This is a genomic window from Streptomyces sp. PSU-S4-23, from assembly GCF_055632315.1.
On record NZ_JBVMUU010000002.1, the window covers coordinates 4,379,585 to 4,400,726 of the forward strand.

Below are 21,142 nucleotides of genomic sequence, written 5' to 3' on the forward strand. Positions count from 1 at the left end.
ACGACATCGCTCAACGGTCCACTTTCTCACCCGTGCCGGACGGGTCTGCGCTTTCCGGTGCGGTGTCCGGTGCCGGGTCACTCGGCTGCTCCGGGTCGCCTGCCCCGGACTCCGCGTCCGACTCCTGTTCGGATGCCGTCACGGAGCCTTCGGTTGCATCGGCGGAGCTTTCGGTGCCCCCAGTGTCTACGGTCCCGTCCGCGGCCGCGTTCAGCGCCCCCTCCTGTGCGGCCGCCTCCGGGCCCTCCGGGGTGCTCGGCTGCTCCTCCTCGCCCTGCCGTGCGGCCAGGCGCTTGCGCTGGGTGTACATGCGGAACCCGGCGAGCACCAGCAGTAGCACACCGCCGGCGATGACCAGCATCACCGTGGGTGTGACCTCGGTGACGTTCACGTCGAAGGTGACGGCGGGCCCGTACGCCTGGCCGTCCTCCGTGAACAACTGGGCGATCACGGCGGCCCGGCCGTTGGCGTTGGCCGTGGTGGTGAACTTCACGGACTGGCTGTGCCCGCCCGAGACGGTGATGCGCCGCTCCGCGTAGGGACCGCTGCCGATCTTCAGCCGGGTCGGCTGCTGGGAGGTGAGCCGAAGCACGAGGTGCTCGACCCCTTGTACGAGGTTGTTCTGCACGGTCACGGGGATCGTGGCGCTGCGGCCCGAGAGCTTGGTCTCGGACTTCTCGATCAGCCGTACCTGGCCGATGAGCCCGTCGAGGTACGACTCCACCGTCTGGCGGAAGACCGATGCCTGGGTGGCGTGACCGCGCCAGGAAGCGGACATGGCGCGGTCTATGGCCCGCCCGAAGGGGGTGACGACCCGTGCGGGGCCGGTGAGGATCACCTTGAAGCTGTCGAGCTTGTCCTGCGTGTCCTCGATCTGCTGGAACGCCGACCGCGGCAGTTCCGCCCGGCGCAGCGAGGACGGGTAGTGGGAGGAGGACGGCACCTGTGTCCTGGCGCTCGGGTCCGGTTTGGCCCTGGCGGCCGCGGACAGCTCGGCGGACTGCGACCAGGGGCTGCTCTGCAGCGCCGCCAGCGCCTGCGCCATCGCATGGGCCTGGCTCGCGGACGGCATCCGCTGCGGGGCCACCACGATGCTGCGTTCCTTCTGCGGCTCCTGCAGATTGATCATCAGGCTCTGGGCCAGGAACTCCTGCACGGCGAGAGTGGAGCCGGCGGCCGAGGTCATGTCCCCCTCGAACGCGGTCGACAGCCCGTCGTCCGCGACCACCGCCGTGGTACCGCCGCCGATGGGGCGGGCCGCGGTGGGCGTGTACGGCAGGGAGCGGCTCTCCTTCAGGCTGTCGCTGCGGGCGATCACCTTGTCCGCTCCGGCCGATGTGGCGACCTTGACGATCGACGGGTCGACCGCGCCCTCCACGGGCCAGGCGAAGTCCGTGTCGGGCTTCACGTGCAGGATGGTCTGCACGGTGCTCGCGGCCACGTCCGTGGCGTCCTTGAGGTGGCTCAGGGAGCCGGTGACGCTCTTGCCGTTGTGGGCCAGCGAGGCCAGGTCCGGGTCGGCGAAGGGGAGGGCGACGACCTCCTTGTTCTGGACCGCCTTCTCGAGGTCGGCCAGCCACTGCTTGGCCACCGCCTGGTTCCTGCCCGCCGTGACGCTGTCGCCGGGGCCCTTGATGCTGTAGCTCTCCGTCATCGCGTCGACGGAGGCGAGCAGGTCCGGGTCGATCACCCAGGTGACGTCGAGGTTCCGGCCCAGCGACAGCAGCTGGGAGAGACGGCCGCCCGGCGAGATCTCCTTGGCCAGGTCGTCGTTGCGGAAGACGGGCGTCTGCTCCTGGTCGGGAAGGGTCTCCGCGGTCATGTGGTCCGTCGAGATCAACGGCCAGAGGTAGGTCGTCCTGGTCTTGGTGCCGGTGCCGTCGGGCTGCCAGGGCAGGAACGTCCGCTGGAAGCCGAGCACCTGCTCGTAGGGCTGCGCGGCGGTCTGCCCGGAGAGCGAGACACCGAGCTGGTAGACCCCGTCGGAGCCGAGGTCGAGCTCCTTGACCGGCACGGAGATGCTGAAGTCCTGTGGGACGCCCGGGGCGAGTGCGGCGAACTTCGCGATGTACTTGCCGCCGACCTCCGAGCCGTCGACGCCCGGCAGATAGCCGGTGCGCCGGGCGGCGCTGTCGATGGACGCGCGGCTGCTCAGGGACGGGCCGACGCGCAGTCCCACGTGGGCGTCCGTGACGGTCCGCTTGCCGCGGTTGGTGACCGTGCCGGAGACCGTGAGGGTGTCGTCGTCGGCCGGCGCGCTGGGGCTGAGCGCGTCGAGGGACACGGTGACCGTGTGGGAGCCGCTCGCCTCCGCGGCGGCCCGCTGCCCGGCAGCCTGGGCCGTCGGGCCGGCGGGCAGCTGCAGCAGACCGGCCAGCAGGGGCGCTCCCGCGAGCAGTGCCCCGGTGCGCCGGAGCCACCGGCGGGCAGGTGAGGAACTCATCCCCTGGAATTCTGCCGCCTCGGCCACGCGTTCGCCCGTCCTCGTCGTCGTCAGTGGTCGTCGGAATGTGCGTCCACGCATGGTAACGATGCGGGCGGAGGGGAAGTGCCGCGGTGGCCCCACAAGATCGAAACGGGGCCCCTGGCCTGTCCCTTATGTAGGCATACCAGGGCGGGTGCGTATACGGGGCGCCTGTGTATGTGTACGGAATGCTTGTGCAGGTTCAATGGAGGCGCTCGGCGTGGCCCGGGGCACGTACTCTTTTCTGTTGTGCCGAACGCCAACGAAGACAATCCCCGTGCCCTGAGTCAGGTGCAGCACCGCGCGGTGAGTGAACTGCTGCGGGTGTCCCCTGTCGCCGACGACCTCGCCCGCCGTTTCCAGCAGGCCGGGTTCTCACTCGCCCTGGTCGGCGGCTCGGTGCGGGACGCCCTCCTCGGCCGGCTCGGCAACGACCTCGACTTCACCACCGACGCCCGTCCCGAGGACGTGCTGAAGATCGTGCGGCCGTGGGCGGACGCCACCTGGGAGGTCGGGATCGCCTTCGGAACGGTCGGCGCCCAGAAGGACGCCCGCGTCGGAGACGCTGTCCAACGCTTTCAGATCGAGATCACGACCTACCGGTCCGAAGCCTACGACCGCACCTCGCGCAAGCCCGAGGTGTCGTACGGCGACTCCATCGAGGAGGACCTGGTCCGGCGCGACTTCACGGTCAACGCGATGGCCGTCGCGCTGCCCGAGAAGGAGTTCGTCGATCCCTACGGCGGGCTCGGGGATCTCGCCGGCCGGCTGCTGCGCACCCCGGGCACCCCCGAGGAGTCCTTCTCGGACGACCCGCTGCGGATGATGCGGGCCGCGCGTTTCGCGGCCCAGCTGGACTTCGAGGTCGCTCCCGAGGTCGTGGCGGCCATGAAGGAGATGGCCGGCCGTATCGAGATCGTGTCGGCCGAGCGTGTGCGGGAGGAGCTGAACAAGCTGGTCCTGTCGGCGTACCCGCGCAAGGGCCTGACGCTGCTGGCCGAGACCGGACTGGCCGACCACGTCCTGCCGGAGCTTCCTGCGCTGCGTCTGGAGCGTGACGAGCACCACCGGCACAAGGACGTCTACGACCACACGCTGATCGTGCTGGAGCAGGCGATGGCGCTGGAGGAGGACGGACCCGATCTGACCCTGCGGCTCGCCGCGCTGCTGCACGACATCGGCAAGCCGAGGACGCGCCGTTTCGAGAAGGACGGCCGGGTCTCCTTCCACCATCACGAGGTGGTCGGCGCCAAGATGACCAAGAAGCGGATGACGGCCCTGAAGTACCCCAACGACCTGGTGAAGGATGTCTCGCGCCTGGTCGAACTCCATCTGCGCTTCCACGGCTACGGCACCGGTGAGTGGACGGACTCGGCGGTACGACGGTACGTGCGTGACGCGGGCCCGCTCCTGGACCGTCTCCACAAGCTGACCCGTTCCGACTGCACCACCCGCAACAAGCGCAAGGCGATGGCGCTCTCGCGTGCGTACGACGGCCTGGAGCGGCGTATCGCCCAGCTGCAGGAGAAGGAGGAGCTGGACGCGATCCGGCCCGACCTGGACGGCAACCAGATCATGGAGGTCCTGGGTGTCGGCCCCGGCCCGGTCATCGGCCAGGCGTACAAGTTCCTGCTGGAACTCCGTCTGGAGAACGGACCGATGGAGCACGACGCGGCGGTGGCGGCGCTCAAGGAATGGTGGGCCGAGCAGAGCTGAGAGAGCGGACCTGGGTCATGTTTCACGTGAAACATGACCCAGGGGGCGACGCACGAAGGGGCGGTGTTTCACGTGAAACACCGCCCCTTCGTGCATGCTGAGGGCGTTACTTGGTTTCCTTCAGGCACAGCACGACATCGTGGCCGCCGCCGTACTGGACGTAGGAGACGGTCGCCTCCTTGACCGCCTCGCACTTGCTGTCGTTGCTGGTGTCGGAGAACTTCTCGACGACCTTGAACTGGGCGTCACTGGACGAGCAGTCGACCTCGTTCAGGTCGGGGTTCGAGTTCGTGCCGTCGTTGTGCATGCAGGCGCCCACCGATGTCGTCTCCGCGTCGGTCTCGTTCGCCCACCAGCCGATGCCGAACTTGATGACGCCGATGATGACGGCGACGACGATGATCCCGACGATGCGCAGCATCTTCTTGCTCGCGCGTCCCCCCCGGCCGTTCTGCGGCGGCACCGGCGCGGGAGCGCCCTGGTTCGGGAACGGCGCGTAAGGGCCGCCCTGCGGCGGAACTCCCGGCTGGCCGGGCTGCTGCCCCATGGGCGGTGCAGGCTGCTGAGCGTACGGGTTCTGGCCCTGGGGCGGCGGAGTAGTCACTTTGGGGGTCCCCCCTCGAACGTGGATGCGCAAGGCGCAAAATAAGACGCCCGTAAGCTATCGGTCCCCACTGACAACACTGAAGTCCAGTGAGGCTCCGTAGCACTGATGTGACACTTACCGGCGTTCAAAGCGGGACATAGTCACAGCTACCGCCGCGTAGATAACGGCGACCGTGATCACCAGGGCGGCTGACCGGCCGTCAGGGGGCAGCATCAGGGCGGACACTCCGGCGGCGCCGACGAACGCGACGTTGAAGAGCACGTCGTAGACGGAGAACACCCGCCCCCGGAAGCCGTCGTCGACGGTGGACTGGACGATCGTGTCCGTGGAGATCTTCGCGCCCTGCGTGACGAGCCCCAGGACGAAGGCCGCGACCAGCATGGGTACGGTCGCGAACGGGAGGCCGAGCGCGGGTTCCAGGACCGCGGCCGCCGCGGCGCACACGACGATCCAGCGGCCGGGACCGAGCCGTCCCGCCGCCCACGGCGTCACCACGGCCGCGGCGAAGAATCCGGCGCCCGACACTCCCACCGCCAGCCCCAGCAGGGCCAGGCCGTGCTCCGAGTCCGAGGACAGGGCGTACCGGCACAGCATCAGCACCAGCACCAGCAGTGCCCCGTAGCAGAACCGCATCGAGGTCATCGCGGTGAGCGCCCAGGCGGCCTCCCGGCGCGGCGGCGTCAGGAGATGCCGCAGCCCCGCCACCAGGTCGCGCCCGGTCGCGACGAAGGCCGTGCCCAGCCGGGGCGGCACCGACCCCGGGTCGGGACCCAGCAGTCCGGGCGGCAGGCTCAGCGACACGAGGGCCGAACCCAGATACAGGGCGGCGGCCAGCAGCACCACCGGGGCATCGGAGTCCGAGACCGCCAGGCGTACCGCGAAAGCGAGTCCGCCGCCCGCGGTCGCCGCGAGCGTGCCGGCGGTCGGGGAGAGGGAGTTGGCCATCACCAGACGTTCGGCGTCGACGACGCGGGGCAGCGCCGCGGACAGGCCGGCGAGGACGAAGCGGTTGACCCCGGTGACGCACAGCGCGGAGACGTAGAAGAGCCAGTCCGGGACACGGCTGAGCATCAGGACGACGGCCGTGAGGCAGGCCAGCAGGGCACGCAGCAGGTTGCCGTAGAGGAACACCTGACGGCGGCGCCAGCGGTCCAGCAGGACGCCCGCGAACGGACCGACGAGGGAGTACGGAAGGAGCAGTACGGCCATCGCGGAGGCGATCGCGACGGGCGAGGTCTGCTTCTCCGGGGAGAAGACGACGTACGTGGCGAGCGCGACCTGGTAGACGCCGTCGGCTCCCTGCGACAGCAGCCGTATGGCGAGCAGGCGTCTGAAGTCCCGGAAGCGCAGCAGGACGCGCAGGTCGCGCATGACGGACATGGGCCACAGCCTCACACAAGCACGGGCTTCCCGGGGCGCACGGCCCACATACGCGCAGGGTTCCCGGGCGATACGCCCGGGAACCCTGCGAAGCCCGGCGAAGCGGCCCCGGCGCGGGTGCGCCCGGCCCGGCTAGCGCTCGACCTCGCCCCTGATGAACTTCTCGACGTTCTCGCGGGCCTCGTCGTCGAAGTACTGCACCGGCGGGGACTTCATGAAGTACGACGACGCGGACAGCACGGGGCCGCCGATGCCGCGGTCCTTGGCGATCTTCGCGGCGCGCAGGGCGTCGATGATGACACCCGCGGAGTTCGGGGAGTCCCAGACCTCCAGCTTGTACTCCAGGTTCAGCGGGACGTCACCGAAGGCGCGGCCCTCGAGGCGGACGTACGCCCACTTGCGGTCGTCGAGCCAGGCCACGTAGTCGGACGGGCCGATGTGGACGTTCTTCTCGCCGAGGTCCCGGTCGGGGATCTGGGAGGTGACGGCCTGCGTCTTGGAGATCTTCTTGGACTCCAGGCGCTCGCGCTCGAGCATGTTCTTGAAGTCCATGTTGCCGCCGACGTTCAGCTGCATCGTGCGGTCCAGGACGACGCCCCGGTCCTCGAACAGCTTCGCCATGACGCGGTGCGTGATGGTGGCGCCGACCTGCGACTTGATGTCGTCGCCGACGATCGGGACACCCGCCTCGGTGAACTTGTCGGCCCATTCCTTGGTGCCGGCGATGAAGACCGGAAGGGCGTTGACGAAGGCGACCTTGGCGTCGATGGCGCACTGGGCGTAGTACTTCGCCGCCTGCTCGGAGCCGACCGGCAGGTAGCAGACGAGGACGTCGACCTGCTTGTCCTTGAGCACCTGGACGACGTCGACCGGGGCCTCGGCGGACTCCTCGATGGTGGCGCGGTAGTACTTGCCCAGGCCGTCGAGGGTGTGGCCGCGCTGCACCGTCACACCGGTGGACGGGACGTCGCAGATCTTGATGGTGTTGTTCTCCGAGGCACCGATGGCGTCCGCCAGGTCGAGGCCGACCTTCTTGGCGTCCACGTCGAACGCGGCGACGAACTCCACGTCACGGACGTGGTAGTCGCCGAACTGGACGTGCATCAGACCCGGGACCCTGGACGCCGGGTCGGCGTCCTTGTAGTACTCGACTCCCTGCACCAGCGATGCGGAGCAGTTGCCCACGCCGACGATGGCTACGCGAACCGAACCCATTCCGGTTGCTCCCTGTGTGTACGAGGTGAAGCCCCGACTGGGCCTCACGTGGTGGTGTCGTCGGACGGATCCGGCCGGGTGCTGTCCCGGTGCCGGGGCAGGCCGCCCGTCTCTCCCGATGTGCTGTTGTGAGCGGAGCCGTCGGCAGCGGAACCCCTGAGGTCCCGTCCGGCCCGCTCGCTCTCGATGAGCTCGTTCAGCCAGCGCACTTCGCGCTCCACGGACTCCATCCCGTGGCGCTGGAGCTCGAGGGTGTAGTCGTCGAGGCGCTCCCGGGTACGGGCCAGGGAGGCGCGCATCTTCTCCAGACGCTCCTCCAGCCGGCTCCGGCGGCCCTCGAGGACGCGCATGCGCACGTCGCGGGACGTCTGCCCGAAGAAGGCGAAACGAGCGGCGAAATGCTCGTCCTCGTACGCGTCGGGACCGGTCTGGGAGAGCAGCTCCTCGAAGTGCTCCTTACCGTCCGCCGTCAACCGGTAGACGATCTTGGCTCGGCGCCCCGCGAGCGGAGCGGCGAGGGCGTCGTCGGCGGTGCCGGCCGATTCCTCGGTCAACCAGCCGCTGGCGACCAGCGTCTTGAGGCACGGGTACAGCGTCCCGTAGCTGAAGGCGCGGAATACACCCAGTGACGTATTGAGTCGTTTGCGCAGCTCGTAGCCGTGCATCGGGGACTCGCGGAGCAGGCCGAGGACGGCGAACTCGAGGATCCCGGAACGCCGGCTCATAAGCGCCTCCCTTCCTGCCGCTGTGCCGTCCGCATGGTCTTTATGCCGCGCTGATGTATCGACTCGATACATCAGCACGATAGAACGCTGCTTCGGGTGGGACAAGAGGGAGCACGGTGAACGCGGTCACATCACCGATTCGTGGCAGCGAGTTGCCTGGTTTGAGGGGAACTTCGAGGCTCGGCAGGTTTTGACGGTGCGTAGTCTGTGCGCCATGCACATCACCGGGAACCGAGTGACGACAGGGGACGTCCTCGTCCTCGGTGCAGTACGGGTGAATGCGTCGACGACGGCATCCGTACTTCGGGGGGACCGGAAACCAGCCGCCGTTTCCAGGCGCGTCAGGATGCGCCTGCCCGAGGAGTAATCGTTCGATGAGCGAGCACCGTCGCAAACCGCCGCAGCCGCAGGGAGGCGGACGCGCCGCGGCCCGACGCGGCCAGCCGGCGTCCTCAGGCCGCCGAGCGGCACCGCGAGGCGCCACCGGGTCTTCCTCCGACTCCTATGGGGCCGGAGGTGAGGGGCGCCCGTACGGGGGCCGTGCCGAGGCCCGGCGGGCGGCACAGAGAAGTGTGGGCGGCCGACGCAGAGCGGCCGACGGCGCGGGACGCGGCGCCGGAGGCGGCGGAGGCCGCCGCGGCGGTCCCGGCGGCCCCGGCAGCCCGAGCGGGCCGGGACGCGGCAGGGGACGCGGCCCCGATCCGTCCAGGAAACGCTTCATCGACTATCCGCGCGCGGGCAGGTACGGAGCCGCGCGCTGGGTGCCGTCGTGGAAGCTGGTGTCGGGGCTGTTCATCGGCTTCATAGGAAGCCTGGTGGCGGTCGCGGGCATCGGGTACGCCATGGTGAGCGTCCCGCAGGTGGCGGACACCGCGACGGCGCAGAACAACGTCTACTACTGGGCCGACGGCAGCCAGATGGTCGCCACGGGTGGTGAGACCAACCGCCAGATCATCAACCTCTCGCAGATCCCCAAGGCGATGCGGTACGCCGTCATCTCCCAGGAGAACAAGACGTTCTACACGGACAGCGGCATCGACCCCAAGGGCATCGCGCGCGCCGTCTTCAACATGGCCACAGGCGGCCAGACGCAGGGCGGCTCCACCATCACCCAGCAGTACGTGAAGAACGCCAGGCTGGACGACCAGTCCCAGACGATCTCCCGGAAGTTCAAGGAGATCTTCATCTCGGTCAAGGTGGGAACCACCGTCCCGAAGGACGAGATCCTGGCCGGCTACCTGAACTCCGCCTACTACGGCCGCGGGGCCTACGGCATCCAGGCGGCCGCCCGCGCGTACTTCAACAAGGAGGCCGTGAAGCTGAACCCGGGCGAGTGCGCCTTCCTTGCGGCGATGCTCAAGGGCGCCACGTACTACGACCCGGCGGGCGCGACGTCGCTGGACCCGGCCGCCACTCCTGAGGCCAACAGCAGGCGGGCCCTGCTGCAGATGCAGGACACCCTCGACAAGATGGTCCAGTACGGGCATCTGGAGCAGTCGGTGCGGGCCCAGTACACCAAGCTCCCCACCGTCCAGAACCCACGGTCCAACACCCGGCTCAGCGGTCAGATCGGCTATCTCGTCGACCTGGCCAACAGCTACCTGGTCACTCATAGCGACGAGACCCACATCACCGCGAACAAGCTGCAGCAGGGCGGACTCTCCATCCACACGACCTTCGACAGGAAGAAGGTCAACGAACTCGAGGCCGCGGTACAGAAGGTCCAGAAGGCGAACATCGATCCCAAGAAGCGTCCGAAGACGGATACCCACGTCCAGTTCGGCGGCGCTTCCGTGGACCCGGCGACGGGTGCCATCAAGGCCATCTACGGAGGTGCGGACGCGACCAAGCACTTCACCAACAACGCCGACTCGACCGGCGCCCAGGTGGGGTCGACGTTCAAGCCGTTCGTGCTGGCAGCCGCGATGCAGTGGGGTGTGCGGAATCCCGACGGACCGCCGGAGCAGGCGCAGGACGAGCGCACCATCGCTTCCCCGAAGAGCCTGTACAGCGGCAAGAACAGGCTCAAGATCAGGGATTACGACGGGACGATCTGGAAGAACGAGAAGGGGGAGGAGTGGCTGCAGGCGAACGACGGCGAGAAGTCGGAGGGAAGCCCGCCCAACTACAGGATCGACCTGCGTGAGGCGATGCAGTTCTCGGTGAACTCCGCCTATGTGCAACTCGGCATGGACGTCGGTCTGGACAAGGTCAAGCAGGCCGCCCTGGACGCGGGCATCCTGAAGAGCAGTCTGACAGGCACCAGCTTCCCGTCGTTCTCGATCGGTATTTCCGACCCCAGCGCGATCCGTATGGCCAGCGCGTACTCCACCTTCGCCGCCAGGGGCAAGCAGAACGACCCGTTCTCGGTGGAGATGGTCAGCAGCAAGGACGGGACGGTCTTCCAGCACAGCAGCAGGACCAAGGAGGCGTTCACTGCGAAGGTGGCCGACAACGTGACCGACGTCCTGAAGACCGTGGTGGACAAGGGCACCGGTACCACGGCGAAGCTGCCCGGCCGCGACGTGGCGGGCAAGACCGGAACCACCGACGGCAACAAGTCCGCGTGGTTCGTCGGCTACACCCCGCAGTTGTCGACCGCGATCAGCATGTACCGCATGGACGACGACGAGAAGAGCAAGTCGCGCACCTTCCTGGAGATGTACGGAACAGGTGGCCAAAAGACCATCCATGGCGCTTCGTTCCCGGCCGAGATCTGGCACGACTACATGAGCGAGGCGCTCAAGGGCGAGCCCTCAGAGCCCTTCCCGACGCCCGAGCCCGTGGGTGAGATCATCAACGACACCCCGAGCCCGAGCGTGACGCCCACGCCCACCCAGACGGTGACGGACACCCCGACGTCGACGCCGTCGCCGACGCTGACCGTTCCCTCCACGCCGACGCCGAGCTTCACCTGCGGCAACTTCGGCTGGAACTGCAACACCAACGGCGGCACCAGCAACGGGGGTACCACCGGCGGCAGCACAGGCGGAGTGACCACGTCGCCGTCGCCCACCCTCAGCAGCGGAAACTCACGCGGCAATGGCAACGGCGGCCTCTTCGGAGGCCCGTACGGCTGATCGTCACTGGCTGTGTTTCACGTGAAACGCTCCGTTTCACGTGAAACACCGATCGAAGAGGGGCCGTCACACCCATGGGTGTGACGGCCCCTCGACGCAGAAGAACAGCCCCTGACCGGACCCGCCGGTCGGGGGCTGTTCTCCGTTACCGCAACCGTGCGGGGTGTGAACCTTCCTCACCCTCCGGGACATCCGGCCGTCGCCCCGCTCCAGCAGTGTGACGAGGCCAGGTTGTCGAAGCTCCCGCTGAAGTTCGTCGAGGCGCCGGCCGGCAGCCCCCAGCTGTCACCGGCCCAGTTGTTGTACTGGTACAGCCACAGGTTGTTGTTGGGATCCTTGTTCTTGGCGGAACTCACCGTGTTGTCGATGGCCACCGAGGTCCCGTAGTACGTACCGGTGTACGACGTCTTGCTGTAAAGCGTGTCGTATATGCCGCCGGTGTAGTCCTGGTACCGGTACAGGCAGGCCTCGTCGTAGTCGCAGGAGCCGTCGTAGCTGGCGGCCTGCGCGGAGGTCATCGCGCCCAGGAAGGCCGTGGCCGCAGCGGTCATCACCGCTATCGCGAGGGCGCCACGTCGTTTCTTCACACTGTACCTTTCTTCTGCATTCATCCGGATTCGCCGCCGGAAACAGGCAGTGACATGCTTTGTGGCGGCCGCCGAGAGTATGTGATCAAGATCGATGCCAAGTCAACACCGCATGTCATCAACTGATCTGACTCATAAGGTGTTTGACGGTGCGTCGAGTCATGCGCTCTCTCAAGGGAAAAGGTCATAAAGTGCAAAAGAGGAAAACCCGGGGTGTTTCTTCATCGTCGGTTCCTGGTGGCAAGAGGTTGCCGGCATACTCCGGGGCTGGAGCACGTCGCGTCGCCACCCTCGCGGCAGGCGTCACGCTTCTCGCCACGGCGTGCACCGGTCAGCAGGCACCGCAGGCCAAGCGGGACAACGGTGCGCAGCCTTCCGTCAGTTCCTTTGCCCACGCGCCCAAGGGCTACCCCCTGAGCGCGTTCATGACCGACATCGAAGAACGCCAGACGGTGGATCGCGCCATCAGTGTTCTGGTAAATCGCTGTATGAAAAAATTTGATCTGAGCTGGCCGGAATACGAGCCGTCACCGGGAAACATACCGGAGAACGCCCGGAAGTACGGGGTGACGGATCTGGAGTCGGTTCACGTCTACGGTTACAAGCCACCGCTTCCGGACGGAGTCAGCAAGCAGGAGGCCATCTCCTTCAGGAAGAGGTACGAGGCGAAGCAGAAGGCGGTCACCCCTGCCATGGAGGGGGTGTACAGCGGGAGAGGAGGCTCCGCTCGGCTACCGCTCGGTGTACCCGAAGGAGGCTGCAGCGGAGAAGCCCGGCGCCAGGCGATGGCCGACTCGGTCAACGAAGACATGATGACCGTGCAGACCCTGTTCTGGCAGGCATCCGCATCCACCAGCAAGGATCCCAGGACCAAGGAACTGAACCGCCGGTGGAGCGCCTGCATGAAGAGATCGGGGATGACCTACCCCGATCCGCTCGCGGCTGTGGATGACCCGGCATGGCGGAAGGCGAAGACAGCCAGAGAAGGGCCGTCCCCGTACTTCCCCGCACCCTCGGAAAAGGAAATCAGAACGGCTGAGGCCGATGTGAGGTGCAAGAACGAGACGGACTACATCAAGAAGCGGTCGGACATAGAGGTCCAGTATCAGCGCGCGCTCATCAAGAGAAATGAGAAAAAGCTTGCTGCAGTGAAAGTGCGCAAGCAGCAGGTGATGCGCAAGCTCTATTCGATCACAGGCGGACCGGGGGCGGCAGCGAAATAGGCGCCGAGGCGGCCCTGTACCGCCGTACCAGCACCAGGGATCTCCTGCGCGGTGTCCTGGCAGGTCGTCCACCGGGGCGAGGAACCGGCCGGATGCCCGGTGGTACCGGCCGGATGCCTGGTGGTGTGGGAGGAGCGGACGAACCGGTCCTTCCCTTCCCGGTGTCCTCGGTCTGTACGGCAGGATGGCCTTCATGCCCAGTGCAGAGACGACGCGAGCCAGTGTGCACGAGCCGGACACGGTGCGGCCGACCAAGGAGGACGAGGTCGCCGCGGCCGGCAGTGAGCTGATCGGGGGGCCCATCGGACGACGCGCACTGCTCGGGACGTCCTGGTGGACACCCGTGCGGGTCGTGGCGCTCGTCGCGATCGGCATGTTCGCCCTCGGCATGGTCCAGAAGCTGCCCTGCTACGACAGCGGCTGGTTCTTCGGCGCCAGTTCGCAGTACACACATGCCTGCTACTCGGACATCCCCCACCTCTACCAGGGGCGCGGCTTCGCCGACGGTCTCGTGCCCTACTTCGACAAGCTCCCGGGCGACATGGACTACCTGGAGTACCCGGTCCTCACCGGTGTCTTCATGGAGGTCGCGTCGTGGCTCACCCCGGGCGGCGGGGAACTCCAGTCCCGTGAGCAGACCTACTGGATGGTCAACGCCGGGATGCTGATGGTGTGCGCCGCCGTCATCGCCGTGTGCGCCGCCCGCATCCACCGCCGACGCCCCTGGGACGGCCTCCTGGTCGCCCTCGCGCCCGCCTTCGCACTGACGGCCACCATCAACTGGGACCTGCTCGCCGTGGCCCTGCTGGCCGCCGCGATGCTGATGTGGTCGCGCGGCAACGCCCTCGCCTTCGGCCTGCTGGTCGGGCTCGCCACGGCCGCCAAGTTCTATCCGTTCCTGGTGCTCGGACCGCTCTTCGTGCTGTGCTGGCGGGCGGGCAAGTGGCGCGAGTTCTCGACCGCGGCCCTGGCCGCCGCGGGCGCGTGGCTCGTGGTCAATCTGCCCGTCATGGTCCTCGCCCCCGAGGGATGGGCCAAGTTCTACAGCTTCAGCCGGGAGCGCGGGGTCGACTTCGGGTCGGTGTTCCTGTTCGTCTCGCGCTGGTTCGACGTACAGATCACCCCGGACACGGCCAACACCTGGGCGATGATCATGATGCTCTTCGTCTGCCTGGGCATCGTCGCGATGACGCTGACGGCTCCGCGCCGGCCGCGCTTCGCTCAGCTCGCCTTTCTGATCGTCGCCGCGTTCATCCTCACCAACAAGGTCTACTCGCCGCAGTACGTGCTGTGGCTGGTCCCCCTCGCCGCACTGGCCCGGCCGCGCTGGCGGGACTTCCTGATCTGGCAGGCATGCGAGGTGGCGTACTTCCTGGGGATCTGGATGTACCTCGCGTACACGACCAGCGGAGACGCCCACAAGGGTCTGCCGACGGACGGGTACCAGCTGGCCATCGCCGTGCACCTGCTCGGGACGCTCTACCTGTGCGCCGTCGTCGTACGCGACATCATCATGCCGGAACGGGACGTGGTGCGCCGGGCCGGCGACGACGACCCGGCGGGCGGCGTACTGGACGGCGCCCCGGACGTCTTCGTGCTGGGCGCCGCAGCGCATCCGCCGCGGCACGCGGCGCCCGCTGTGGAGGGCCCGTATGTCAACTGGGGCGGACCCTCCAGCGGAACGCGCCAGTCCGCCACCAACGAGTGAAGCAGCGCAAAGTTCGCACCGCTGAGCCTCAGGTGCACCGGCGGGCAACAGAGCGACTCGGTCTCACTGCGTCATCGAGGACGGACTTGCTTGAAGCGGGTCTGCGCCCTACCGGTCCACAAGCCGGTCGAACTGCGTCGTCGTATGCCGCAGATGGGCCACCAGCTCGTCACCGACCTTGGGCTCCGTCGCGTCCGCGGGGATGAACAGGATCGAGACCTGCATGTGCGGGGGCTCGGCGAACCAGCGCTGCTTTCCCGACCAGACGAACGGGGACAGGTTCCGGTTCACCGTCGCGAGGCCGGCCCGGGCGACGCCCTTGGCGCGGGGCATGACGCCGTGCAGGGCCTTGGGGGCCTCCAGACCCACCCCGTGCGACGTTCCGCCCGCCACGACGACCAGGAAGCCGTCGGAGGCCGCCTTCTGCTGCCGGTAGCCGAACCGGTCGCCCTTGGACACGCGCGTGACGTCCAGGACGGCTCCGCGGTACTCGGTCGCCTCATGGTCCCCCAGCCACAGCCGGGTGCCGATACGGGCCCGGAAGCGGGTCTGCGGGAACTGCTGTTGCAGCCGCGCCAGCTCCTCCGCCTTGAGATGGCTGACGAACATCGTGTGCAGCGGCAGCCGTGCCGCACGCAACCGGTCCATCCAGCCGATGACCTCCTCGACGGCGTCCGAGCCGTCGGTGCGGTCCAGCGGCAGATGGATGGCGAAGCCCTCCAGACGGACGTTCTCTATGGCGGCGTGCAGCTGGGGCAGGTCCTGCTCGCTCACGCCGTGCCGCTTCATCGAGGACATCACCTCGATGACCACACGGGCGCCCACGAGCCCGTACACGCCGTCCACGGACGACACCGAGCGGATGACGCGGTCGGGCAGCGGCACGGGCTCCTCGCCCCTCCGGAACGGGGTCAGCACCAGCAGGTCACCGCCGAACCAGTCCTTGATCCGGGCCGCCTCGTACGTCGTGCCCACGGCGAGGATGTCCGCGCCCAGGCGCGTGGCCTCTTCCGCCAGCCGCTCGTGGCCGAAGCCGTAGCCGTTGCCCTTGCAGACGGGGACGAGCCCCGGGAACTGCTCCTGCACGTGCTTGTGGTGTGCCCGCCAGCGCGCGGTGTCGACGTAGAGCGTGAGCGCCATGGCCGGTCCCGGAACCTTTCTCGTGGCTGCGGTGTGTCAGGGTCTGAAAGGGAATTGTGACGGATCCGCACGGCCGGCGGGGCCCGATGCCCGGCAGCCGAGCAACCCCGGCACGGCTCCGGCAGGTCAGCGGCGCGACATATAGATGTCGAGCGCCTTGTGGAGGAGCTTGTTGAGCGGGAAATCCCACTCGCCGAGGTACTCGGCGGCCTGCCCGCCCGTGCCCACCTTGAACTGGATCAGACCGAACAGGTGATCCGTCTCGTCCAGCGAGTCGGAGATGCCGCGCAGGTCGTAGACGGTGGCGCCGAGCGCGTAGGCGTCGCGCAGCATCCGCCACTGCATCGCGTTCGAGGGCCGGACCTCGCGCCCGACGTTGTCGGAGGCGCCGTAGGAATACCAGACGTGCCCGCCGACGACCAGCATCGTCGCCGCGGACAGATTCATCCCGTTGTGGCGGGCGAAGTAGAGCCGCATGCGGTTGGGGTCCTCGGTGTTGAGGGCCGTCCACATGCGCTGGAAGTACGACAGCGGGCGGGGCCGGAAGTGGTCGCGCACAGCGGTGATCTCGTACAGCCGCTGCCACTCCTCGAGATCCTGGTAGCCGCCCTGGACGACCTCGACGCCCGCCTTCTCGGCCTTCTTGATGTTGCGGCGCCACAGCTGGTTGAAGTTCTTGTGGACCTCTTCCAGAGAACGGTTGGCGAGCGGCACCTGGAAGACGTACCGGGGCTGCACGTCGCCGAAGCCGGCGCCGCCGTCCTCACCCTGCTGCCAGCCCATCCGGCGCAGCTTGTCGGCCACCTCGAAGGCACGCGGCTCTATGAAGTCCGCCTCGATGTCACGCAGACGCTTCACATCCGGGTTCTGGATGCCCTGCTTGATCGAGTTGGCCTCCCAGCGCCGGATGATCACCGGCGGGCCCATCTTCACGGAGAAGGCACCCTGCTGCTTCAGATGCGCGAGCATCGGCCGGATCCACTCGTCCAGATTCGGCGCGAACCAGTTGATGACCGGGCCCTCGGGCAGGTACGCGAGATACCGCTTGATCTTGGGCAGCTGGCGGTACAGCACCAGTCCGACACCGACGAGCTCGCCGTTCCTGTCGAACCAGCCGAGGTTCTCGGAGCGCCACTCCGCCTTGACGTCCGCCCAGGCCGGAACCTGCATGTGGCTCGCCGACGGCAGACTCTGGATGTACGCCAGATGCTGCTCGCGGCTGATCGTCCTCAGGGTCAGGCTCATTCGGGGCGCTCCTCGGGCTGGTGTGTCCCCATGGGTACAGGGGCTCCGGCTCTCGCGCCGAAGCCTACTGCGCCCTGTGAGCGCCCCGTCTGGCCGTGTGGAACCTTTGTGCGTCGAACCGCCGGACGATCCGCGACCGTCCGGCGGCCCGAGGGTCAGCCTCCGACGACTCCGCCGAACAGGCCGCCGTGCGCCATGCCGAGGAAGAAGCCGATGGCGGCGGCACCGAGCCCCAGGATCAGTCCGAAGCGCTCGCGGGTCGTCACGGAGATGAACTGCCCGTATGCGCCGGTGATGATCCCCACCAGGCCGGTCCAGGAGCTGATGAGATGCAGGTTGTGGAACATCGCCGTGACCAGGGCCGTGATCCCGAGGACCAGGGTCACCCCGAGCAGGGTGTCCTGGACGGGGTGCGGCTTGCCGTCCGTGGCGAAGAGGGAACCGGTGGTGCTGGGTCGCAATACCTGTGCCATGGGGCACCTCCTGCGGAAGTCGGCGCTTCGTAGCGCCATACACACCCGATGTGTACAGATTGACGGTCCTCGGGCCCGGATTTCAACCGGAAGTCGTGTGCGGGTACTCTGTACCGTCTGCACCGGTGTCTGTCCAGGCCGAACCCGGGGAAACCGCCGAGCGGCCCCCGATTGTCAGTGGCGGCCGATACCGTTGCGTACGCATCACAACCCTCCTGCCACGGAACGACCGTGGCCGCTGAGTCCAAAGGAGGTGGGTTCCACATGCGTCACTACGAGGTGATGGTCATCCTCGACCCCGATCTCGAGGAGCGCGCTGTCTCCCCGCTGATCGAGAACTTCCTTTCCGTCGTCCGTGACGGTGGCGGAAAGGTCGAGAAGGTCGACACCTGGGGCCGTCGTCGTCTCGCGTACGAGATCAAGAAGAAGCCCGAGGGCATCTACTCGGTCATCGACCTGCAGGCCCAGCCTGCGGTCGTCAAGGAGCTCGACCGCCAGATGAACCTGAACGAGTCGGTCCTCCGGACCAAGGTCCTCCGCCCCGAGACCCACTGAGCGCCCACGCTCAGCCGGTCCCGGGATTCGAGTAGCAGCACAAGCAGCCAGCAGCAAACCCGCCGAGAGGTTCCCCCATGGCAGGCGAGACCGTCATCACGGTCGTCGGCAATCTTGTCGACGACCCCGAGCTGCGCTTCACCCCGTCCGGTGCGGCGGTCGCGAAGTTCCGCGTCGCGTCCACACCCCGCACCTTCGACCGCCAGACGAACGAGTGGAAGGACGGCGAGAGCCTGTTCCTGACTTGCTCGGTCTGGCGCCAGGCGGCGGAGAACGTCGCCGAGTCGCTCCAGCGAGGCATGCGCGTCATCGTGCAGGGCCGGCTGAAGCAGCGGTCCTACGAGGACCGCGAGGGCGTCAAGCGCACGGTCTACGAGCTCGACGTCGACGAGGTCGGAGCGAGCCTGCGCAATGCCACGGCCAAGGTCACCAAGACCAGCGGCCGCGGCGGCCAGGGCGGTTACGGCGGCGGCGGTGGCGGCCAGGGTGGCGGCGGCTGGGGCGGCGGCCCCGGCGGCGGCCAGCAGGGCGGCGCTCCGGCCGACGACCCGTGGGCGACCGGCGCTCCGGCCGGCGGCCAGGGTGGCGGTGGCGGCTGGGGCGGCGGCTCCGGCGGCTCAGGCGGCGGCTACTCGGACGAGCCCCCCTTCTAGACCGTCGGGCCGGGCCCCCGGGGCCGGGCCGGGTCGAGGGCGGGGCAAACCCCAACTTCTTGATCACACAGGAGAAACACCATGGCGAAGCCGCCTGTGCGCAAGCCGAAGAAGAAGGTCTGCGCTTTCTGCAAGGACAAGGTCACGTACGTGGACTACAAGGACACGAACATGCTGCGGAAGTTCATTTCCGACCGCGGCAAGATCCGTGCCCGTCGCGTGACCGGCAACTGCACGCAGCACCAGCGTGACGTCGCCACGGCCGTCAAGAACAGCCGTGAGATGGCGCTGCTGCCCTACACCTCCACCGCGCGCTAAGGGAAGGGTGACCGACTCATGAAGATCATCCTCACCCACGAGGTCTCCGGCCTCGGTGCCGCGGGCGACGTCGTCGAGGTCAAGGACGGTTACGCTCGCAACTACCTCATCCCGCGGAAGTTCGCGATCCGCTGGACCAAGGGTGGCGAGAAGGACGTCGAGCAGATCCGTCGTGCTCGCAAGATCCACGAGATCCAGACCATCGAGCAGGCCAACCAGATCAAGGCCCAGCTCGAAGGTGTGAAGGTCCGGCTGGCGGTCCGCTCCGGCGACTCCGGCCGTCTCTTCGGTTCCGTCACCCCCGCGGACATCGCCTCGGCGATCAAGGCGTCGGGCGGCCCCGAGGTCGACAAGCGCCGCATCGAGCTGGGCACGCCGATCAAGACGCTGGGCTCTCACGAGACGTCCGTGCGTCTGCACCCCGAGGTGGCCGCCAAGGTCAGCATCGAGGTCGTCGCGGCGTAAGCGCAGCACTCGCTGAAGCGACGGTGGGGCCGCACCCTTCGGGGCGCGGCCCCCTGCGTTGGTGGTGTTTCACGTGAAACACCGTGATACGGCGGCCTTCGGTCAGCGCGTCGCGCCCGTCACGATCCACTGCCCCGAACGGGAGCGCAGCCACAGCGTGAGCATCCGCACGACCATCATCAGGATCATCGCCCCCCACAGGGCCACGAGCCCGCCGCCAAGGACCGGAACGAGCAACGCCGCAGGGGCGAAGACGGCCAGGGTGAGCAGCATCGCCCAGGCGAGGTACCGTCCGTCCCCCGCCCCCATCAGCACCCCGTCCAGGACGAAGACGACCCCGCACACGGGCTGTGTGACGACTACGAGCACCAGAACGGGCAGGGCCGCGTCATGGACGGCCGGGTCGCTGGTGAACAGGGGCAGGACGAGCGGACGGGCGGCGAGCACCAGCAGTCCGAGCCCGATCCCGGTGCCGACACCCCACTGGACCATGCGGCGGCATGCGTCACGGGCCCCCTGGGCGTCGTTCGCGCCGAGATGGCGTCCGATGACGGCCTGCCCGGCGATGGCGATGGCGTCCAGGGCGAAGGCGAGCAGGTTCCACAGGGACAGGACGATCTGGTGTGCGGCGATGTCCACGTCACCGAGCCGGGCGGCCACGGCGGTGGCGATCACCAGGATCGCCCGCAGCGAGAGCGTGCGGACCAGCAGGGGGACTCCGGCCCGGGCACAGGCACGGATGCCGGTCGCGTCGGGCCGGAGCGAGGCGCCGTGCCGGCGGGCGCCCCGGACGACCACGGTGAGGTACACGGTGGCCATGCCGCACTGGGCGATGACGGTTCCCCAGGCGGAGCCGGCGATACCCAGACCGGCGCCGTAGACCAGGCCGGCGTTGAGGACGGCGTTCGCGACGAAGCCCGCGACGGCGACGTACAGCGGTGTCCTCGTGTTCTGCAGTCCCCGCAGGATCCCCGTCGCCGCCAGCACGATGAGCATCGCGGGGATGCCGAGCGCGGAGATCCGCAGGTAGGCCGTCGCATGCGGGGCGGCGGTCCCCGAGGCGCCGAAGAGGTCCACGACGGCGGGGGCCGAGAACAGGACGACGGCGGTGACCGCCACTCCGAGCAGGAGTGCCAGCCAGATGCCGTCCATGCCCTGGCGGATGGCGGCCCGCAGATCGCCCGCGCCCACGCGGCGGGCGACCGCGGCCGTGGTGGCGTAGGCGAGGAAGACGAAGACACTCACCGCCGTGGTGAGGAGGGCCGAGGCGACGCCGAGGCCGGCCAGCTGGGCGGTGCCGAGATGGCCGACGATCGCACTGTCGGCCATCACGAAGAGGGGCTCTGAGACGAGTGCGCCGAAGGCCGGAAGGGCCAGAGCGACGATCTCCCGGTCTGACCGGCGTCGGCTGGCGCGGGGTGGCGCGGGAGCCTGTGTCATGGCCACCAATCTAACCGTCCACAGGTAAGAGACGCAATCGGCTAGTGGTCCTTACAGTAAATCTGGGATGCCGTGGCGCTGTGTACCGTTCGTGAGGATCTTGATCCGACCGGGAAAGTTTTTCTTCTGCACAACCGGTGGACGGGAA

The 21,142-nt window shown here is 68.0% G+C and carries 18 protein-coding genes; 8 read left to right on the forward strand and 10 right to left on the reverse strand.

Annotation, left to right across the window (positions count from 1 at the left end; genetic code table 11):
- Positions 1–10: 10 nt before the first annotated feature.
- A complete protein-coding gene (locus ACZ79I_RS20020; protein ID WP_471498870.1) occupies positions 11–2,470 on the reverse strand; it encodes a DUF6049 family protein in 2,460 nt (819 codons plus the stop codon).
- A gap of 243 nt (positions 2,471–2,713) precedes the next feature.
- On the opposite strand from ACZ79I_RS20020, the gene ACZ79I_RS20025 reads away from it, so the two are divergent.
- Positions 2,714–4,180, forward strand: a complete 1,467-nt coding sequence (locus ACZ79I_RS20025; protein WP_471498871.1) for a CCA tRNA nucleotidyltransferase — start codon at positions 2,714–2,716, stop codon at positions 4,178–4,180.
- A gap of 106 nt (positions 4,181–4,286) precedes the next feature.
- Here ACZ79I_RS20025 and ACZ79I_RS20030 read toward each other — a convergent pair whose 3' ends face one another.
- The 4 genes from ACZ79I_RS20030 to ACZ79I_RS20045 form a co-directional block, all read right to left on the reverse strand.
- Positions 4,287–4,784: an LppU/SCO3897 family protein gene (locus ACZ79I_RS20030; RefSeq protein ID WP_471498872.1), complete on the reverse strand. Its 498-nt coding sequence runs from the start codon at positions 4,782–4,784 to the stop codon at positions 4,287–4,289.
- 117 nt (positions 4,785–4,901) lie between these two features.
- Positions 4,902–6,167, reverse strand: coding sequence for an MFS transporter (locus tag ACZ79I_RS20035; protein ID WP_471498873.1), 1,266 nt, complete (start codon positions 6,165–6,167; stop codon positions 4,902–4,904).
- Positions 6,168–6,299: 132 nt separating this feature from the next.
- Positions 6,300–7,382, reverse strand: coding sequence for an inositol-3-phosphate synthase (locus tag ACZ79I_RS20040; RefSeq protein ID WP_471498874.1), 1,083 nt, complete (start codon positions 7,380–7,382; stop codon positions 6,300–6,302).
- Positions 7,383–7,426: 44 nt separating this feature from the next.
- Complete coding sequence (locus tag ACZ79I_RS20045) at positions 7,427–8,107, reverse strand: PadR family transcriptional regulator (protein WP_381079029.1); 681 nt, start codon at positions 8,105–8,107, stop codon at positions 7,427–7,429.
- Between the two features lie 374 nt (positions 8,108–8,481).
- Here ACZ79I_RS20045 and ACZ79I_RS20050 point away from each other — a divergent pair, with 374 nt between their 5' ends.
- Positions 8,482–11,187: a transglycosylase domain-containing protein gene (locus tag ACZ79I_RS20050; RefSeq protein ID WP_471498875.1), complete on the forward strand. Its 2,706-nt coding sequence runs from the start codon at positions 8,482–8,484 to the stop codon at positions 11,185–11,187.
- A 176-nt stretch (positions 11,188–11,363) separates the two neighbouring features.
- Here ACZ79I_RS20050 and ACZ79I_RS20055 read toward each other — a convergent pair whose 3' ends face one another.
- The gene (locus ACZ79I_RS20055; RefSeq protein WP_471498876.1) at positions 11,364–11,774 is read right to left on the reverse strand and encodes a peptidase inhibitor family I36 protein; all 411 of its coding nucleotides are present in this window, start codon (positions 11,772–11,774) and stop codon (positions 11,364–11,366) included.
- A 425-nt stretch (positions 11,775–12,199) separates the two neighbouring features.
- Between ACZ79I_RS20055 and ACZ79I_RS20060 the strand changes: the two genes are divergently transcribed.
- On the forward strand, positions 12,200–12,997 hold the full coding sequence (locus ACZ79I_RS20060; protein ID WP_471498877.1) for a hypothetical protein: 798 nt from the start codon (positions 12,200–12,202) through the stop codon (positions 12,995–12,997).
- 193 nt (positions 12,998–13,190) lie between these two features.
- On the forward strand, positions 13,191–14,705 hold the full coding sequence (locus tag ACZ79I_RS20065) for a glycosyltransferase family 87 protein (RefSeq protein ID WP_471498878.1): 1,515 nt from the start codon (positions 13,191–13,193) through the stop codon (positions 14,703–14,705).
- A gap of 108 nt (positions 14,706–14,813) precedes the next feature.
- On the opposite strand, the gene ACZ79I_RS20070 is transcribed toward ACZ79I_RS20065, so the two are convergent.
- The 3 genes from ACZ79I_RS20070 to ACZ79I_RS20080 all read right to left on the reverse strand — a co-directional run bounded on the left by ACZ79I_RS20070 (position 14,814) and on the right by ACZ79I_RS20080 (position 17,563).
- Positions 14,814–15,845: an alanine racemase gene (locus ACZ79I_RS20070; RefSeq protein ID WP_381079035.1), complete on the reverse strand. Its 1,032-nt coding sequence runs from the start codon at positions 15,843–15,845 to the stop codon at positions 14,814–14,816.
- A 126-nt stretch (positions 15,846–15,971) separates the two neighbouring features.
- Positions 15,972–17,090, reverse strand: a complete 1,119-nt coding sequence (femX, locus tag ACZ79I_RS20075; RefSeq protein ID WP_471498879.1) for a peptidoglycan bridge formation glycyltransferase FemX — start codon at positions 17,088–17,090, stop codon at positions 15,972–15,974.
- Between the two features lie 155 nt (positions 17,091–17,245).
- On the reverse strand, positions 17,246–17,563 hold the full coding sequence (locus tag ACZ79I_RS20080; RefSeq protein ID WP_471498880.1) for a hypothetical protein: 318 nt from the start codon (positions 17,561–17,563) through the stop codon (positions 17,246–17,248).
- 264 nt (positions 17,564–17,827) lie between these two features.
- Here ACZ79I_RS20080 and rpsF point away from each other — a divergent pair, with 264 nt between their 5' ends.
- The 4 genes from rpsF to rplI all read left to right on the forward strand — a co-directional run bounded on the left by rpsF (position 17,828) and on the right by rplI (position 19,554).
- Entirely contained in the window at positions 17,828–18,118 is a 291-nt protein-coding gene (gene rpsF, locus ACZ79I_RS20085) for a 30S ribosomal protein S6 (RefSeq protein WP_381079041.1), read from the forward strand.
- A 77-nt stretch (positions 18,119–18,195) separates the two neighbouring features.
- Complete coding sequence (locus tag ACZ79I_RS20090; protein ID WP_471498881.1) at positions 18,196–18,771, forward strand: single-stranded DNA-binding protein; 576 nt, start codon at positions 18,196–18,198, stop codon at positions 18,769–18,771.
- Between the two features lie 81 nt (positions 18,772–18,852).
- Complete coding sequence (gene rpsR, locus ACZ79I_RS20095; protein WP_003949403.1) at positions 18,853–19,089, forward strand: 30S ribosomal protein S18; 237 nt, start codon at positions 18,853–18,855, stop codon at positions 19,087–19,089.
- An 18-nt stretch (positions 19,090–19,107) separates the two neighbouring features.
- Positions 19,108–19,554: a 50S ribosomal protein L9 gene (rplI, locus tag ACZ79I_RS20100; RefSeq protein ID WP_471498882.1), complete on the forward strand. Its 447-nt coding sequence runs from the start codon at positions 19,108–19,110 to the stop codon at positions 19,552–19,554.
- Between the two features lie 102 nt (positions 19,555–19,656).
- On the opposite strand, the gene ACZ79I_RS20105 is transcribed toward rplI, so the two are convergent.
- Complete coding sequence (locus ACZ79I_RS20105; protein WP_471498883.1) at positions 19,657–20,994, reverse strand: MATE family efflux transporter; 1,338 nt, start codon at positions 20,992–20,994, stop codon at positions 19,657–19,659.
- Positions 20,995–21,142: the final 148 nt, after the last annotated feature.